This is a genomic window from Geodermatophilus sp. SYSU D01036, from assembly GCF_054050435.1.
On sequence record NZ_JBJGZJ010000005.1, the window covers coordinates 87,374 to 103,588 of the forward strand.

General features: G+C 77.1%; 13 protein-coding genes. 8 read left to right on the forward strand and 5 right to left on the reverse strand.

Annotated elements, in window-relative coordinates; genetic code table 11:
- Positions 1-34: 34 nt before the first annotated feature.
- The 4 genes from ACI8AR_RS07995 to ACI8AR_RS08010 all read right to left on the reverse strand — a co-directional run bounded on the left by ACI8AR_RS07995 (position 35) and on the right by ACI8AR_RS08010 (position 5,106).
- A complete protein-coding gene (locus ACI8AR_RS07995) occupies positions 35-2,365 on the reverse strand; it encodes a HelD family protein (protein ID WP_457050531.1) in 2,331 nt (776 codons plus the stop codon).
- Positions 2,366-2,472: 107 nt separating this feature from the next.
- On the reverse strand, positions 2,473-3,186 hold the full coding sequence (locus ACI8AR_RS08000; RefSeq protein WP_457050532.1) for an alpha/beta fold hydrolase: 714 nt from the start codon (positions 3,184-3,186) through the stop codon (positions 2,473-2,475).
- A 41-nt stretch (positions 3,187-3,227) separates the two neighbouring features.
- The gene (locus tag ACI8AR_RS08005; protein ID WP_457050533.1) at positions 3,228-3,938 is read right to left on the reverse strand and encodes a hypothetical protein; all 711 of its coding nucleotides are present in this window, start codon (positions 3,936-3,938) and stop codon (positions 3,228-3,230) included.
- A 442-nt stretch (positions 3,939-4,380) separates the two neighbouring features.
- Complete coding sequence (locus ACI8AR_RS08010; protein ID WP_457050534.1) at positions 4,381-5,106, reverse strand: hemerythrin domain-containing protein; 726 nt, start codon at positions 5,104-5,106, stop codon at positions 4,381-4,383.
- Positions 5,107-5,255: 149 nt separating this feature from the next.
- Here ACI8AR_RS08010 and ACI8AR_RS08015 point away from each other — a divergent pair, with 149 nt between their 5' ends.
- From ACI8AR_RS08015 to ACI8AR_RS08030, 4 genes are all read left to right on the forward strand, one after another.
- On the forward strand, positions 5,256-6,062 hold the full coding sequence (locus ACI8AR_RS08015) for an alpha/beta fold hydrolase (RefSeq protein ID WP_457050535.1): 807 nt from the start codon (positions 5,256-5,258) through the stop codon (positions 6,060-6,062).
- The gene (locus tag ACI8AR_RS08020; RefSeq protein WP_457050536.1) at positions 6,059-8,701 is read left to right on the forward strand and encodes a SpoIIE family protein phosphatase; all 2,643 of its coding nucleotides are present in this window, start codon (positions 6,059-6,061) and stop codon (positions 8,699-8,701) included. The genes ACI8AR_RS08015 and ACI8AR_RS08020 overlap by 4 nt, the downstream gene beginning before the upstream one ends.
- A 118-nt stretch (positions 8,702-8,819) precedes the next feature.
- Positions 8,820-9,989 carry an acyl-CoA dehydrogenase family protein gene (locus tag ACI8AR_RS08025; protein ID WP_457050537.1) on the forward strand — a complete coding sequence of 390 codons (1,170 nt, stop codon included), beginning with the start codon at positions 8,820-8,822 and terminating at the stop codon, positions 9,987-9,989.
- 79 nt (positions 9,990-10,068) lie between these two features.
- Complete coding sequence (locus ACI8AR_RS08030) at positions 10,069-11,142, forward strand: acyl-CoA dehydrogenase family protein (protein ID WP_457050538.1); 1,074 nt, start codon at positions 10,069-10,071, stop codon at positions 11,140-11,142.
- Positions 11,143-11,236: 94 nt separating this feature from the next.
- Here ACI8AR_RS08030 and ACI8AR_RS08035 read toward each other — a convergent pair whose 3' ends face one another.
- On the reverse strand, positions 11,237-11,857 hold the full coding sequence (locus ACI8AR_RS08035; RefSeq protein WP_457050539.1) for a hypothetical protein: 621 nt from the start codon (positions 11,855-11,857) through the stop codon (positions 11,237-11,239).
- Between the two features lie 139 nt (positions 11,858-11,996).
- Between ACI8AR_RS08035 and ACI8AR_RS08040 the strand changes: the two genes are divergently transcribed.
- From ACI8AR_RS08040 to ACI8AR_RS08055, 4 genes are all read left to right on the forward strand, one after another.
- Positions 11,997-12,731 carry a type 1 glutamine amidotransferase gene (locus tag ACI8AR_RS08040; RefSeq protein ID WP_457050540.1) on the forward strand — a complete coding sequence of 245 codons (735 nt, stop codon included), beginning with the start codon at positions 11,997-11,999 and terminating at the stop codon, positions 12,729-12,731.
- Between the two features lie 30 nt (positions 12,732-12,761).
- On the forward strand, positions 12,762-13,496 hold the full coding sequence (locus ACI8AR_RS08045) for an alanyl-tRNA editing protein (RefSeq protein WP_457050541.1): 735 nt from the start codon (positions 12,762-12,764) through the stop codon (positions 13,494-13,496).
- A 104-nt stretch (positions 13,497-13,600) separates the two neighbouring features.
- Positions 13,601-15,685 (forward strand): hypothetical protein, encoded by a 2,085-nt coding sequence (locus ACI8AR_RS08050; RefSeq protein WP_457050542.1) that lies wholly within the window; start codon positions 13,601-13,603, stop codon positions 15,683-15,685.
- Positions 15,686-16,006: 321 nt separating this feature from the next.
- Positions 16,007-16,177 (forward strand): hypothetical protein, encoded by a 171-nt coding sequence (locus tag ACI8AR_RS08055; protein ID WP_457050543.1) that lies wholly within the window; start codon positions 16,007-16,009, stop codon positions 16,175-16,177.
- Positions 16,178-16,215 lie beyond the last annotated feature (38 nt).

Here is a 16,215-nt window from a genome sequence, read left to right on the forward strand (position 1 = left end):
GCTTGCGCTCCACTGCGCCCGCGGTTGGGCCAGGCTAGGCCGCGGCGGCCCCCAGCCGGCCGAGCACCGCGGGCAGCGGGCCGGGGGAGAGCACGGTCAGCCGCTGGGTGGCGCGGGTGAGCGCGACGTAGAGGTCGTTGAGCCCGCGCACGCCCTCGTCGAGGACGCCCTGCGGGTCGGCGACCACCACCGAGTCGAACTCGAGGCCCTTGGCCTCGCCCGGCGTGAGCACCACCGGCCCCAGCGAGGAGTCCGCGCCCGGCCCGGACTGCACGTCCGGCCGCAGCTCCCCGAGGGCCGCGACCACGCCGGCCACCCGGCTCGGCGGCACGAGCACCGCCGTCGTCCCCTCCCGGGCGGCGAGGTCCGCGGCGACCGCGGCGACCCGCCCGGCCAGCGCGGACTCCCCGGTGACCTCCGCGACCGGCGGCGTGCCGCCGCTGCGCACCGACCGCGGCGGTCGCAGCCCGGTGCCGGTCGCGGCCAGCACGTCGGCGGCCACCGCCATCACCTCGGCCGGGGTGCGGTAGTTGACGGTCAGCTCCTCCAGCCGGAACGCGTCGCCGACGTGCGGGCGCAGGACGGCGTCCCACCGCTGCGCGCCGCCCAGGCTGCCGGTCTGCGCGACGTCGCCGACGACGGTCATCGACCGGGTCGGGCAGCGGCGCACCAGCAGCCGCCAGGCCATCGGCGAGAGCTCCTGCGCCTCGTCGACGACGACGTGCCCGAAGGTCCACGTGCGGTCGGCGGCGGCCCGCTCGGCGGTGGTGCGCAGGTCCAGCTCGCGCTGCCGGTCGGCGAGGTCCTCGGCCGACAGCAGGTCGCCGGCGCTGAGCACCTCGGCCTCCAGGTGCTCGTCCTCCAGGTCCACCGACCGGGAGCCGTGCAGCACGTCGAGGGTCTCCTGCGCCCGCTGCAGCGCGCGGCGGCGGTCCCGGTCGGCGCGGGCGCGCTGCGCGCTGTCGTCGAAGCCGAGCAGCTCCTCGGCCTCCTCGAGCAGCGGCACGTCGGCGGGGGTCCACTCGCTGCCGCGCGGGCGGTGCAGCAGCGCGCGGTCGGCGTCGGACCAGCCGGGGGTGGCCGCGGCGATCCGCGCCGGGTCGGCGAACAGGTCGGTGAGCAGCCGCTCGGGGGTGAGCACCGGCCACAGCTCGGCCAGCAGCGACCGCACGCCCGGGTCCTCGCTCACCTCGCGGCGCAGCGCGGCGACGTCCTCCCGGTCGAGCAGGCCCGCGCCGCCGTCCACGTCCCGGCCGAGCCGGTCGGCGTAGCGCTTGGTCAGCGTGTCGACGACGCGGCGGACGAACACCGGCCGGGCCAGGTTGTGCAGCGGGTCCGCGCGCCGCGCCGCGTTCCGCGCGCGGGTGACGTCGATCGGCCGCAGCCGCAGCCGGAACCCGTCGACCTCGACCTCCCGCGGCGCGGCGGGCACCACCTGCCGGTCGGCGATCGCGGCGCGCAGCACGTCGACCATCTCCAGCCGGCCCTTGACCGCCGCGGTCTCCGGCGACTCCGCGCCGCGGGCGTCCAGGCCCGGGCGCAGCTGCCCGAGCCCGGCCAGCAGCACGCCGGTCTCGCCGAGGGAAGGCAGCACGTCGGCGATGTAGCGCAGGAACGTCGGCGTCGGGCCGACGACGAGCAGGCCGCGGCGGGCCAGCCGCTCGCGGTGCGTGTAGAGCAGGTAGGCCGCCCGGTGCAGCGCGACGGCGGTCTTGCCGGTGCCCGGCCCGCCCTGGACGACGAGCACGCCCGCGGCGTCGCTGCGGATCACCCGGTCCTGCTCGGCCTGGATGGTGCGGACGATGTCGGTCATCCGCCCGGTGCGCGAGGCGTCGAGCGCGGCCAGCAGCGCGGTCTCGCCGGTCAGGCCCGAGCCCATGACGCCGTCGGTGAGCACCTCGTCGTCGAGGCGGACGACGGTGCGCCCGCGGGTGCGGATGTGCCGGCGGCGCACGATGCCCAGCGGCTGCACCGGCGTCGCGACGTAGAACGGCCGGGCCGCGGGCGCCCGCCAGTCGACCAGCGCCGGGTCCCGCGCCGGGTCGTCGCCGGGCAGGCCGATCCGGCCGACGTAGAGGGCGCCGCCGTCGTCGGCGCGGTCGATGCGGCCGACCACCAGCCCGGCCTCGGCGGCGTCGAGCGCGACCACCCGCTCGCCGTGGAAGCGGACGGTGGCGTCGCGCTCCTGCAGCGCCTGCGGGTCGACGGCCGGCCAGGTGATCGCCTGCCGCCAGCGGGTGCTGGCCAGCTCGCGGGCCGCGTCCAGCCGGCGGTACAGGTCGGTGACGTACTCCTGCTCGAGGGCCAGGTCCCGCGCGGAGGCGAGGTCGGGGTCGGGGACGACGTCGGACGGGCTCGCCGGCAATGCACTTCCCTCTGCTAGAATGGCCGAAGTTCTCCTCGGTGCCATTTCGCGCGCCATTCCTGGCGCGCGCGGCAATCGACCATCCTGCGCCTTTCACCCCCTCGCTGTCATCTCCCGCCCGCGTGTCGGGGCGAGGTCTGCGCCACCAGGGCGTCGAGGGCGTCCGCCAGTGCCACCGGCCGGCTCAGCGCGCACAGGTGCCCGCCGGGGACCTCGACGATCCCCAGGCCCAGCCGCTCGCGGGCCACCCGCCGCTGCAGCGCGACCGGGAAGAAGCGGTCCTCCGCGCCGGCGAGCACCCGCGTGGGCACGGCGGGCCAGGCGGCCAGCGGCCACGGCTCGCCGAACGGGGTCCCCGACTGGTCGTCGGCGTGCTCGGCCCCGGCGGCCCACACCTCCGGCGGCACGTCGTGGGAGAAGTCGGACTCGACGTCGTCGTCCACGGGCCGGCCCTGCGCGCGGGCACACGCCGCCCGGGCCTCCGCCTGACCGACGGCGTCCCACCACTCCCCGCCGGTCTCGCCGGGCCGCGGCACCATCGCGTTGAGCAGGACCAGCAGCCGCACCGGGCGGCGGTCGGCCACCAGCGGCGCGGTGAGCCCGCCCATCGACTGCCCGACCACCACGGCGTCCCCGTCCGCGGACCGGGCGTCGAGCGCGGCCGTCGCCACCTCGGCGTACCGCCGGAGCCCGGCGGTGTCGTCGTCCGCGGGCAGGTCGACGGCGACCGCCTGGTGACCCCGGCGTTCGAGCTCGGGGACCAGGCGGTGCCAGTACCAGGCGCGCCCACCGGCGCCGGGGACGAGGAGGAAGACGGCCACCTCCTCGGGACCGGCGCCGGGCGCTGGACTCATCGGCCGGCTCAGAAGAGGCCGGCGAGCTCCCGCACCGCGGTGGCGACCGGGTCGCCGGTCCACTCGTGCGCGGGGCCGTCGGCGGCGGTGTCCCCCGCGGCGGTGTCCTCGGCGGCGGCGAACGTCCCGCCGGCCGCCGGCTCGATCCCGCTGTCGTCCTGGTCGGCGGTCAGGCCGTAGCCGTACTGGACCGACACCTCCCAGTAGGTCCAGCCGTCGGCCTCGGCGAAGACGTAGGTCACCGAGGCGTAGGCGTAGGAGGTCGGGGCCATCGGCTCGGAGAAGTCGGCGTACCCGTCGTCGTCGACGTCGTAGGCGGCGGCGTCCACGTAGCCGTCGAGGTCGGAGTCGGCGCCCCACACGTCGGGCAGGCCGTTGCCGGTGGTGTCGACGCCGACCTCCTCGACGTAGCCGTCCTCGTCACCGTCGAAGGCGAAGGTGTCGGCCCAGCCGTCGAGGTCGGTGTCGACGGCGACCTGCTCGACGTAGCCGTCCTCGTCCCAGTCGACGGCCCAGGTGTCCTCGTACCAGTCGCCGCTGTCGTCGAAGGCGTACAGGTCGACGTAGCCGTTGGCGTCGGTGTCGTAGGCGTTGTAGGCGACCGAGCCGGCCGACGCGGTGCCGGCGCCGGCGAGCACGGCGGCGAACGCGGTCGCGGGGACGGCGGTGCGCAGCAGGGTGCGGGCGGCGCGGGTGCGGGTCGGGGCGGTGCGGGTCATGGCAGTGCCTCCTCGGTGGTCGAGCCGCGGTCCGGCTCGCTGCGAGGACGCTCCCGCGCACCCCCTGTACGGGACTGGGCGCCGACTGGAGGCCCGGCTTGCACCCGCGTACCAGTGGGCTGCCAGTGCGCCCTGGCGGGATGGGTGGGGAGTCAGCGGAGCGGGATGAGCGGGGAGTCAGGGGAGACCGCGTCGTCCCGCAACCCGCAGGACACCTGCCCGACATCCCGGCTGCCTACCGTCGGGGGCTCCCGGACGACAGGGGAGAACACCATGTCCACGACCACCACCGAGCGCCCCACCGAGCGGGCGTCCTGGACCTGCCCGAACTGCCACGGCGAGACCACCACGGCCAAGAAGCGCTGCCGGGACTGCGGCACGTCGCGCTACTGACCCCTCCGGGAGCGGGCCCGTCGTCGCGCCCGCTCCCTCGGCCCGCCGTTCAGTGCGCCGGCGGGGCACCCCGCAGCCGCACCACCGCCGCGCGGTAGCGGGCCCGCCCGGCCAGCCGCCACACCAGCCGGGTGCCCCTGCCCAGCCCCGCCATCAGCCGCGCCTGCTCCGCCGGTGCGGCGTCCTCGAGGGCCAGCCCCAGCACCGTCAGCCGCTCGCGGCCCGACAGCGCCGGCCGCGCGGCGTGCACGATCGCCGTCCACTCCCGTGCCGGCAGGTGCGCCTCCAGCAGCGGCAGCAGCTCCCGCTCCTCGGCCGCCGTCTGCGCGTCCACGACCGCCGCCAGGTCCAGGCAGGCCAGGGCGAAGGCGTCGCGGGCCGGCGGCGTGCCGGCGACCGCCCACTGCCGGGCGGCGGTGGACAGGTCGCGCAGCCGGTTGTCGACGGCGGCGCAGCGGGTGGTCCACGCGGCCACCCGCGCCCGCGCGGGCCCCGCGGCGCCGGCCGGCAGCGCGCGCTCCAGGGCCGGCCACAGCAGCTCGCGCTCCACGGCGTGGTGGCCCAGCAGCACCCGCCCGAGCAGGTCGGCGTGCCGGGTCAGGGCCGCGGTGCGCGCGGCGTCACCGGGCGGCGCCCAGGTCGCCAGCTCGGCGAGGGTCCGCAGCTCCCGGCGGACCAGCCGGTGCAGGACGCGCTGGGAGTCGCCGGCCCGGGTCGCGGCGGGCACCTCCGCGGCGGGTGCGGGGGGACGCAGGGAGGTCGGGACGGCGGTCACGGGACACCTCCGGTGCAGCTCAGGGGGGAGGGACCGGACCGGGTCTCGTCCGGGACGGGGGCAGGGTAGGAGCCCGCCGCACGGGGGGACAGGGGTCCGTGCGCGGGCGGGCGGGGACAGGGACGCTCGCGTCCGTTACCGTCCCGGGCGTGACGGTGGTCACGCGGAACTGCGTGCGCGTGAGCGGGCCGGAGGGGGCCCGGCCGATGGTGCTCGCGCACGGGTACGGCTGCGACCAGACGATGTGGCGGGCCCTGGTGCCCGAGTTCGCCGTCGATCACCGGGTGGTCACGTTCGACCACGTCGGCGCGGGCGGGTCCGACGTCTCCGCCTACGACCCCGTCCGCCACGGCACCCTGCGCGGCTACGCCGAGGACCTCCTCGACGTCGTCCGGGAGCTGGACCTGACCGACGTCGTCCTGGTCGGCCACTCGGTGAGCGCGATGATCGGCGTCCTGGCGGTGCGGGCCGACCCCGGCCGGTTCGGGGCGCTGGTGATGATCGGCCCGAGCCCCCGCTACGTCGACGACGAGGACTACACCGGCGGCTTCAGCCGGGCCGACGTCGCCGCGCTGCTGGAGTCGCTCGACAGCAACCCGGCGCAGTGGGCGGCGGCGCTGGCCGCGGTGGTCGCCGGGCCGGACCACCCCGACGTCGCCGCGGAGCTGGCCGAGAGCTTCTGCCGCACCGACCCCCGCATCGCCCGCGACTTCGCCCGGGTCACGTTCCTCTCCGACAACCGCACCGACCTCCCCGCGGTCCGGGTCCCGACGCTGGTGCTGCAGTGCTCCGACGACGCGATCGCGCCCGAGCCCGTCGGCCGGTTCGTGCACGCGCAGGTCCCGGGCAGCGTCTTCAGGCGGCTGGCCGCCACCGGGCACTGCCCGCACCTGTCCGCGCCCGAGGAGACGACCGCGGCGATCCGCGCCTTCCTCGGGGGCCCGGCCGGCCCGTGACCGACCCCGCACCGCCCCCGGACCGGCTGGAGCAGCCGGAGGGTCTCGCGCGGCTGCTGGAGGAGGACCCCGCCGACCTCTACGAGAACGCCCCCTGCGGCTACCTGTCGATGGTCCCCGACGGGCGGGTGGTCAAGGTCAACCGCACCTTCTGCACCTGGACCGGCCGGGAGCCCGGCGACGTCCGCGGCCGGCGGCTGCCCGACCTGCTCAACGCCGGCGGCCGGGTGTTCTACGAGACCCACCTCGCGCCGCTGCTGCGGCTGCAGGGGGCGGTCCGCGAGGTGGCGCTCGACGTCGTCCGCGCGGACGGGTCGGTGCTGCCGTGCCTGGTCAACGCGGTCGAGGTCCGCGACGAGGACGGGCAGCCGCTGCTGGTGCGGGCCACGGTGTTCGAGGCGACCTCGCGGCGGCGCTACGAGCGGGCGCTGCTCACCGCGCAGCGGGCCGCGGCCGAGTCCGAGGCGCGGGCGCGGACGCTGCAGCAGGTCGTCTCCGAGCTGGCCGCGGCGGGGTCGGCCGAGCAGGTCGCCGAGGTCGTCGTCCGCCGGGCGCGGGCGGCGGTGGAGGCCGGCGGCGCCGCGCTGTGGCTGGCCCTCCCCGGGCCGGAGGGGGCGCCGCTGCCGGTCGCGCTGGCCGCCAGCGACCACGTGGCGCCGCACCTGCTCGGCGAGCTGGCCGCGGCGGCGCGGGACGGCGCGGAGCTGGTCCGCACCGGCGGCGTCCGGTCGGTGCCGGTCGGGCCGGCGCTGCGCGACCGGTGGCCGGGGCTCGCGGAGGCGATGGCCGAGGCCGGGCAGGAGGCGGTCGTCGTCGTGCCGGTGACGGCGGCCGACGACCGGCACCTCGGCGCGCTGGTGCTGGTCCTCGGCGTCACCGACGACAGCGAGCTGATCAGCCTGGCCGAGCCCGGCGCCCGCGGCTCCCTGGCGCCGGCCGACGCCGACCTGCTGGCCACCCTCGGCCGGCAGGCCGGGCAGGCGCTCGAGCGCGTCCGGCTGCACGAGGAGACCGTCCGGCAGGCGGCCCGGTCGGCGTTCCTGCTCGAGGCCGCCCGGCTCATGGCCGCCGGGCACGGGGTCACCGAGACGATCGCGGGACTCGCCGAGCTGACCGTCCGCCGGCTGGCCGACGTGTGCGTCGTCGACGTGCTCACCGAGCACGGGCTGGCCGAGCCGGTGGTCGCGCACGCCGACCCGGCCCGCCGCCCGCTGGTCGAGGAGCTGCGCGACGTGCACCTGCCCCGCCGCGACGGCGCGCACCCGAGCGTGCGGGCGCTGACCCAGCACCGCACGGTCTGGCTGCGCGGGGCGGCCGACGCCGAGCTCGCCCGGGCCACCACCAGCCCGCGGCACCGGGAGGTCACCCGGGCGCTGGAGCTGGCCGACCTCGTCTGCGTGCCGCTGGTCGCGGAGAACCGGCCGCTCGGGGTGCTCTCGCTCGCCGCCGACGTGCGCCGCGGCCCGTTCACCGAGGCCGACGTCGAGACCGCCGAGCAGCTCGCGCTGCAGATGTCGCAGGGCATGGACGTCGCCCAGCGCCACGAGCTGGACGAGCACACCTCGCACACGCTGCAGGCCAGCCTGCTGCCGCCCGCGCCGCCGGAGGTCCCGGGGTACGCCGTCGCCGTCCGCTACCTGCCGGCCAGCCGCGGCGCCGACGTCGGCGGCGACTTCCACGACGTCGTCCCGCTGCCCGGCGGCGAGGTGGCGCTGGCGGTCGGCGACGTCGTCGGCCACGACGTGACGGCCGCGGCGACGATGGGCCAGCTGCGCAGCGTGCACCGCGCGTTGCTGGTGGACCGGCCGGGGCCGGCGGCGCTGGTCGACCGGCTGCACGGCAGCTGGCCGCTGCTCGGCCTGCCGCGGATGGCCACCGCGCTGTTCGCCCGGCTGCACCCGCCCACCGGCGGGCTGCGGATCGCCTCGGCCGGCCACCCGCCGCCGCTGCTGGTCGAGGGCGGGCGGGCCGCGCTGCTCGACGTCCGCCCGGGCCGGCTGCTCGGCGCCCCGCCGGGTCCCGCCCCCGAGTGGCGCGGCCGGCTGCGGCCCGGCGCCACGCTCGTCCTGTTCACCGACGGGCTGGTGGAGAGCCGCACCGCCGACATCGACGAGGGGCTGGACCGGCTGTGCGACGTCGCCGCCGCGGCCCCCGGGGACACCGGCCCGGACGCCCTGTGCGACCGGCTGCTCGACGCGCTGGCCGGGCCCCGCCGCGCCGACGACGTCGCCCTGCTCGTCCTCACCCGGCTGCCGGTCGAGGGTCTGGCGGGCCGGGAGGAGGAGGCGGACCATCGCAGCCACCGCCCCGTCCGCGGGGCCGGGCGCGAGGAGGCCGCCGTGGAGCAGACGCGCAGTGAGCTGACCGACGTGCTCGAGGGCGCGACTGGGGACGTCACGGTCTCCGGGGACGCCATGCGCTGGACGCCGGGGCGGGCGGAGCCGCCCGAGCCGGCCCCCGCCTTCCCGGGGATCGACGTCGCCGCGGGGCTCGGCTCCGTGCTGGGGCTGGACCCCGTCGCGGTGCGCCGGCTGGTCACCGGCGCCGTCGACCGGCTCACGACGGTGGCCGGTGACGTGGCCGACGGGCTGCGCCAGCTGGCGCGGGACGCGTTCCCCGGCGGCGACGACCGCAGCTGACCTCGTCCCCGCCCGGCGGGTGGAGGGCGTCCGACACACCCGGGCGCGGGTGTTGCACCCGGGCGCACGGTAGAACCGAGGGCGACAACTGCCACGCCGACGTGGGGACGTGTCCGTCATGAGCAGCAACCAGTTGACCCTGGCACCCGCGCCGCCGTCCGAGGCGGCCGAGCGGGTCCGCCTGGAGGTCCGGGAGTTCCTCGCGCAGGAGCTCGCCGCGGGGTCCTTCACCACGCACGTCGACACCTGGCTGTCCGGCGTCGACCCGGAGTTCTCGCGCAAGCTCGGCGCCCGCGGCTGGCTGGGCATGACCTGGCCGAAGGAGTACGGCGGCCACGAGCGCACCGCGCAGGAGCGCTACGCCGTCACCGAGGAGCTGCTCGCCGCCGGCGCCCCGGTGGCCGCGCACTGGATCGCCGACCGGCAGTCCGGGCCGAACCTGCTGCGCTACGGCACCGAGGCGCAGCGCAAGGACATCCTGCCGCGCATCGCCGCGGGGGAGTGCTACTTCGTCATCGGCATGAGCGAGCCGGACAGCGGCTCCGACCTCGCCTCGATCCGCACCCGCGCCACCCGCAACGCCGACGGCGACTGGGTGGTCAACGGCGCCAAGATCTGGACGTCGAACGCGCACCACTCCCACTACGGGATCGTGCTGGTGCGCACCGGCCCGCCCGGGGAGGGCCCGCGCGGCAAGCACCAGGGCCTGACCCAGCTGCTGGTCGACCTGTCGCTGCCCGGCATCACGGTCAACCCGATCCGCATCCTCGACGGCGGCCACCACTTCAACGAGGTGGTGTTCCAGGACGCCGTCGTGCCCGGCGACATGCTGCTGGGCACCGAGGGCGCCGGCTGGCACCAGGTGACCGCGGAGCTGGCCTTCGAGCGGTCCGGCCCCGAGCGGTTCCTGTCCACCTGGCCGCTGCTCGCCGAGTTCGGCCGCCGCGTCGCGTCGTCGCAGGACCCGGCGCAGCTGGCCACGCTGGGCCGGCTGTCCGCGCGGGCACTGGCGCTGCGCCAGCTGTCGCTGCGGATCGCCGCCGCGCTGGACCGCGGGGAGCTGCCCGACATCCCGGCCGCGCTGGTCAAGGACATGGGGACGACGTTCGAGCAGGACGTCGTCGACGAGGTGCGCCGGGTGGCCGACGTCCCGGCGTCGCTGGACAGCCCCGACCCGCTGGGCCGGGCGCTGGCCGAGGCACAGCTGCACGCGCCGGGCTACACGCTGCGCGGCGGCACCAACGAGATCCTCAAGGGGATCGTGGCGCGCGGTCTGGGCCTGCGATGACCACAGCGAGTGAGCATCGCAGGGAGCGCCAGCGACCGAGGAGCGGAGCGAGCGCGGCGTCGAGCCGAGGGGTGGAGCGATGAGCGATCAGGACCTGGTGGTCGAGACCGTCCGGGACATCCTGTCCGGGCACGAGCCGTTCGTCCTCACCGCCGAGAGGCCGTGGGACGAGGGCCTGTGGTCGGCGCTGGCCGAGGCCGGGCTCACCGGTGTCGGGCTGCCCGAGGAGGCCGGCGGCTCCGGCGGCGAGCTCGCCGACGCCGTCGCGATCGTGCGCACGCTGGCGGCCGGCGCCGGCGCGGTGCCGGTGGCCGAGCAGCTGCTCGTGGCCGGCCCGGCCGTGGTGGCCGCCGACCTCGACCTGCCCTCGCCGGAGGAGCCGCTGACCGTCGCCGTCGACGGGACGGTCGCCGCCGAGCCCTCCGACGACGGCGACGGGCCCGGCCGGTTCACCCTCTCCGGCACCGCCACCGACGTCGCGTGGGCCGGCGTGGCCCGGCACGTCGCGGTGCTGGCCACCGCGCCGGCCGGGATCGAGGGCGCGGTGCTGGCCGTCGTCGACGCCGCGGGGCTGACGGCGTCACGGGCGGTCAACCTCGCCGGGGAGCCGCGCGGGTCGCTGGTGCTCGACGGCGTCGGCGCGCGGGGCGCGCTGCTGACCCCGGCGCGGGCCGCGGAGGTGCGCGCCCGCTACGCGCTGGCCCGCGCGGTGCAGATCTCCGCGGCGCTGGAGCAGGTGCTGGCCTGGACGGTGCAGTACGCCGGCGAGCGGCACCAGTTCGGCCGGCCGCTGGGCAAGTTCCAGGCGATCCAGGTGGAGCTGGCGCAGATGGCCGGCGAGGTCACCTCGACCGCCGCGCTGGTCGACGCCGCCGTCCAGGCCCTCGGCCGCGGCGAGGCGACGATCGGGCTGGCCGCGGCCGCCGCCAAGGTGCGCGCGGGGGAGGCCGTCGAGCGGGTGGCCAAGCTCGCCCACCAGGTGCACGGCGCCATCGGGTTCACCCAGGAGCACCGGCTGCACCACCTCACCCGGCGCTGCTGGTCCTGGCGCGACGAGGCGGGCAGCGAGCTGACCTGGTCGCGGTTCCTCGGCGCGGGCCTCGTCGCCGCCGGCCCGCAGGACGTCTGGCCGGCCTTCACCGCCGTCGTCTGACGCTCCGGGCCGGCGCCGGAACGAGGCGCCGGCCCGGGTGGCCCTCCTGCAGGGGCCCGCCGCGAGCGTGCGAGCGGTGGGGGCAGGAGGGTCCTCAGACCGTCTCGGGCACCCGCAGGTGGGCGAGGACGAGGTCGAACTCCTCGGCGTCGGTGATCTCGAGCTTCATGGACCGGGCGAAGTCGTCCCGGGAGGCGCGGGCGTGGGCGCGGCCGGCGTCCATGTCCTCGCGGTCCTCGAAGGTCACCGCGGACGCGGCCCGGCCACCCTCCCGGTCGACCATGAGGCTCACGCTGCAGAACCCGGGGTAGTCCTCCATCCGCGGCACCATGACGCTGCGGTAGGCGTCGAGCACCCGGTCCAGCCCGGCGGGGTCGGCGCGCCACCAGGTCACCCGCGTGCACGCGCCCGCCGGCGCCTCCGAGCGGCGGTGCATGACCGCGACCTCCCACTCCTGGACGGTCAGGTCCCCGCCGAAGACCTCCGCGGCCTGCTCGCGCAGTGCGCCCGCCCGCTCGGCGCTGGCCCGCATCGACTCGACGTCGCGCCAGGACGAGGTGACGACGGCCCGGCCGGTGGCGCGGTCGGTGAGCATCGACAGGCCCACGAACCCGCGCATGTCGGCCAGCGCGGGCATGACCTCGTCGCAGACGAACGCGATCCCGTCGTCGAGCTTCTCCGGTGTGCCCGCGACGGAGGTCGAGCGTGCGTACATGGCCGCTCCTCTCTGGGGCGGCGCTGCCCGGGCGGCACCGCCGCGGGCGTCAGCCTGCTCCGGCGGCGGCCCGCCGGGAAGGGGGGTACCCCGGCGCGGGACGTCCGGGACCGTCGGTGAGCCCGCGGATACTGGGTGCATGCAGACCGCGCTCGTCCTCGTCCACGACGCCGACGCCTCCCGCGGGCACCGGCTGGTCGGCACGCTGCGCCCGGCGCTGGAGGAGCAGGGGCTGACGGTCGTCGTCGGGACGACGGTCGGCGACTCCCCGCTGCTCACCGACCTGCCGGACCCCGCCACGCTGCGCACGCTGGTGGTCATGGGCTCGGGCGCGGCCGCCTACGACGACGAGGTGCCCTGGCTGGCCGCGGAGCTCGCGTACCTGCGGCGGGCGGTCGACGCCGGGACGCCGGTGCTCGGCGTCTGCTTCGGCGGGCAGGCGCTGTCGCGGGTGCTGGGCGGCGTGGTCGCGCAGGCGCCGCAGGGCGAGCACGGGTTCCTCGACGTCGAGACCGCCGACCCCGCGCTCGTGCCGGCCGGTCCCTGGTTCGAGTACCACGGCGACCGGTTCACCGTGCCGCCCGGCGCGGTGGAGGTCGCGCGGACCGACCGGGCGGTGCAGGCGTTCACCGCCGGCCCGCACCTGGGCGTGCAGTTCCACCCGGAGATCGACCCGGGCGCGTTCTCCGCGTGGGAGGAGACCTGGGAGCTGACGGGGCCGCCGCCGCCGGAGGCCGCCGCGCTGGTGCCCGGGCTGCGCCGCGAGATCGCCGAGCGGGAGCCGGAGGCCGCCGCGGCCTGCGCCCGGCTCGTCGAGGCGTTCCTGGACCGGGCCGACCGCATCCGCCTGGCGGAGGAGGAGACGGCGGCCTGAGCCGGGGCGCGTTCGGCAGGATGGGGGCTCGTGAGCGCTGACCGGCACGGGCACACCCACCGCCTCGACCTCGCCGACGCCACCGTGCGGGAGTGGGACGCGACCGTCGTCGCGGCCGACCCCGAGCAGGGCATCGTCCTCGACCGCTCGGCCTTCTACCCGGGCGGCGGCGGGCAGCCGCCGGACGAGGGCGTGCTGCTGTGGGGCGGCGTGCGCACCCGGATCGCCGGCACCCGCAAGGGCGACGAGCTGTACCTGATCCCGGTCGAGGGCGACCCGGTGCCGCCGCCGGGCACCGCCGTCCGCGGGGCGCTCGACGACGAGCGCCGGACCGCGCTCATGCGCACCCACTCGGGCCTGCACGTGCTCACCGGCGTGGTGCTGCGCGACTTCGGCGCCAAGGTCACCGGCGGCAACATGGAGCCGCTGACCGCGCGGATGGACTTCGACCTCGCCGAGGTGCCGGCCGACTTCAAGGACCGCGTGGCCGAGGCGGTGAACGCCGAGATCACCGCCGACCGGCCGATCCGGGTCCGGACGCTCCCGCGCGACGAGGCGTACGCGATCCCCGACCTCATCCGGACCGCGACCGACCTGCTGCCGCCCGGCATCGAGCAGGTGCGGATCGTCGACATCGTCGGTCTCGACCTGCAGGCCGACGGCGGCACGCACGTCGCCTCGACGGCGATGGTCGGCCGGGTCGAGGTGGTCAAGATGGAGAACAAGGGTCGCGGGTTCCGCCGGCTGCGCATCCGCGTCGTTTAGGTCGGGGAGGTCCCGGTACGCCTCGTAGCCGTGCTCGACGAGCATTTCGGGTGGAGTCGTTCTAGTCTGCGTCCGTGCGGGAGGGGACTTCCACACGGGGGTCGGTGAGCAGCGCCGGAGTCGCTGACTGGCCCCGTCGGGTCCTCTTCCTGTTCGGCCTGGTGGCCGGCATCTACACGCTCCTGGTGGTCGTCTCCACCTCGGCGCGCGCCGAGGAGCCACCCGCTCCGGACGCGTCCCTGCTCGGCGGCGTGGTCGAGGAGGTCACCGCGACGGTCGACGAGGTCGCCGTCGAGCCCGTGGTCGAGCCGGTCGCCGACACTCCGCCGGAGACGCCCGAGCCTCCTCCCGTCCCTGAGCCCGCTCTCGTCCCCGAGCCCGCTCTCGTCCCCGAGCCCGCTCTCGTCCCCGAGCCCGCTCTCGTCCCCGAGCCCGCTCCTGCGCCTGAGCCGCCTCCCGTCCCCGAGCCCGCTCCCGAGCCGGACGCGGGCACTTCCGCGGAGATGCCCGAGCCGGTCATCGAGGTGCCCGTCCCGGTCGTCGAGGACGTCGTCGCCCCGGTGGTCGAGACCGTCGTGGAGACGGTGGCCGAGCCGGTCGCTCCGGTGGTCGAGCCCGTCACGGAGCCCATGGCTCCGGTCGCCGAGACGGTGGTCGAGCCCGTGGCCGAGCCGGTCGCCCCGGTGGTCGAGCCCGTGGCCGAACCGGTCGCCCCGGTGGTCGAGCCCGTGGCCGAACCGGTCGCCCCGGTGGTCGAGCCCGTCACGGAGCCCGTCGTTCCGGTCGTCGAGACGGTGGCCGAGCCAGTCGCTCCCGTCGTCGAGGCCGTGACCGAACCGGTGGCTCCGGTGGTCGAGCCGGTCGTGGAGACCGTGACCGAGCCGGTGGCTCCGGTGGTCGAGACGGTCGTCGAGCCGGCGGCGCCGGTGGTCGAGCAGGTCGTCCCCCCAGTGGGGGAGACGGTCGCCCCGGTCGTCGACGCGGTCACCGAGCCCGTCGTCCCCGTGGTCGAGGACGTCGTGGCCCCGGTGGTGGAGCCGGTCGTCCCCGTGGTCGAGGCCGTCGCTCCGCCGGTGGTGCCGGTCGTCGAGACGGTCACGGAACCGGTGGCTCCCGTCGTCGAGGTCGTCCCGCCGGTGGTGGACGCGGTGGTCGAGCCGGTCGTCCCGGTGGTCGTGGACGTCGTCGCACCGGTGGTCGAGGTGGTCACCGGTCCTGTGGCTCCGGTGGTCGACGCGGTGGTCGAGCCGGTGACGCCCGTGGTCCAGACGATCACGCAGCCGGTCGCGCCGATCGTGGAGCCGGTCGTCCAGCCGGTCGTTCCGATCGTGGAGACGGTGACCGAGCCGCTCGTCCCCGTCGTCGTCGAGGACGTCGTCGCACCGGTGGTCGGGTCGGTGCTCGACCCGGTCGCGCCCGTCCTCGGGGCGGTCGTCGATCCGCTCGTGCCCGTGATCGAGACGGTCACGGCGCCCGTCGTGCCGGTGACCGAGGTCGTCACCGGGACGGTCGGACCGGTCGTCGACACGGTGGTCGAGCCCCTCCTGCCCGTTGCCGCCCCGGTGGTCGAGGCTGTGGCGCAGCCGCTCGCGCCGGTGGCGGAGACCGTCGTCGTGCCGGTGACGGAGGTGGTCGCTGCCCCGGCGGCGGAGGCCGTCGCGCCGGTGGCCGAGCCGGTCGCAGCCGCGGTCGAGGCCGCAGTGGCGCCGGCCGCCGGTGTCACCACTGCACAGGCCACCACCCCGTCGTCAGCTCCAGTCGCGGAGGCCGCCCCCGTGGCCGGGACGGCGACCGTCCGGACCGCGCAGGCCCCCGGGCTCGCCGCCGCCCCGGCGACCGTGGCCGTCCTGCTGATCGCCCCGCAGCCCGAGTGCGACGCGTCCGACGACGCCACCCCGAGCACGGCGGCCAGGACCGCGCAGCGGCAGCAGGCCACGGCTCCCCGGCCCGTCGCCCCGCCGTCGCTCGGGAACGACCTCCCCACCGGACCCACGGCGCCGGTGGCGCCCGAGCCGCGGCCGATCGCGCCGCCGGCGCCCACCATGTCGGCCTCGACCTGGCTGACCACCCTGGCCGCGATCTGCCCGTCGGGCGTGCCGGCCACCGCTCTCTGCACCGTCCCGGCGCCGACGTCGGCCTCCGCCGTCGTCGCCGCCGTCCTGCGCGACCCGTCCTTCTCTCCCGACTGACCTCCCTGCCAGGCGCGCACCAGCCGCCGGCCGAGGTCGGGGATCCCTCCCGCACCGCACCGCCGACTGGGCGCCGCCTTCCCGGGCGTGACCCTGACCTGGCCCCCGCTGGGCCGGGGCCACCGGGCGGGGAGGTATCGGGGCTGGGGGTTCCGCGCACCGGTCGGTCGTGCGGCACCCCTGACCTCCCCGCCCAACACTCCGGACGACGGGGGCGGTGGCGACACCGGCGCCCCGCCCCCGTCGACCGATCCGGCCGTGACATCCGCGGGACGCCGGACCGCCACACGCGCGTCATGTTGCTGTGCTAGTCATGTCGTCATGATGACTTCGTGCGCGCTGCGCCCGCTGCCGGACCGCGCCACCGTCGTCGACGTGTACGGCTCCCGGTTCCTGCTCGAGTGGCTCGACCGGGACACCCTCGCCACCGCCGCGGCGACGGCCCGGTGCGGAGCCGGGGTCGAGCGGGCCGAGGAGCGCGCGGCCGGCTGACCCCGGCGGTGCTTGTCCCCGGGTCCGGCCGTCGGGCA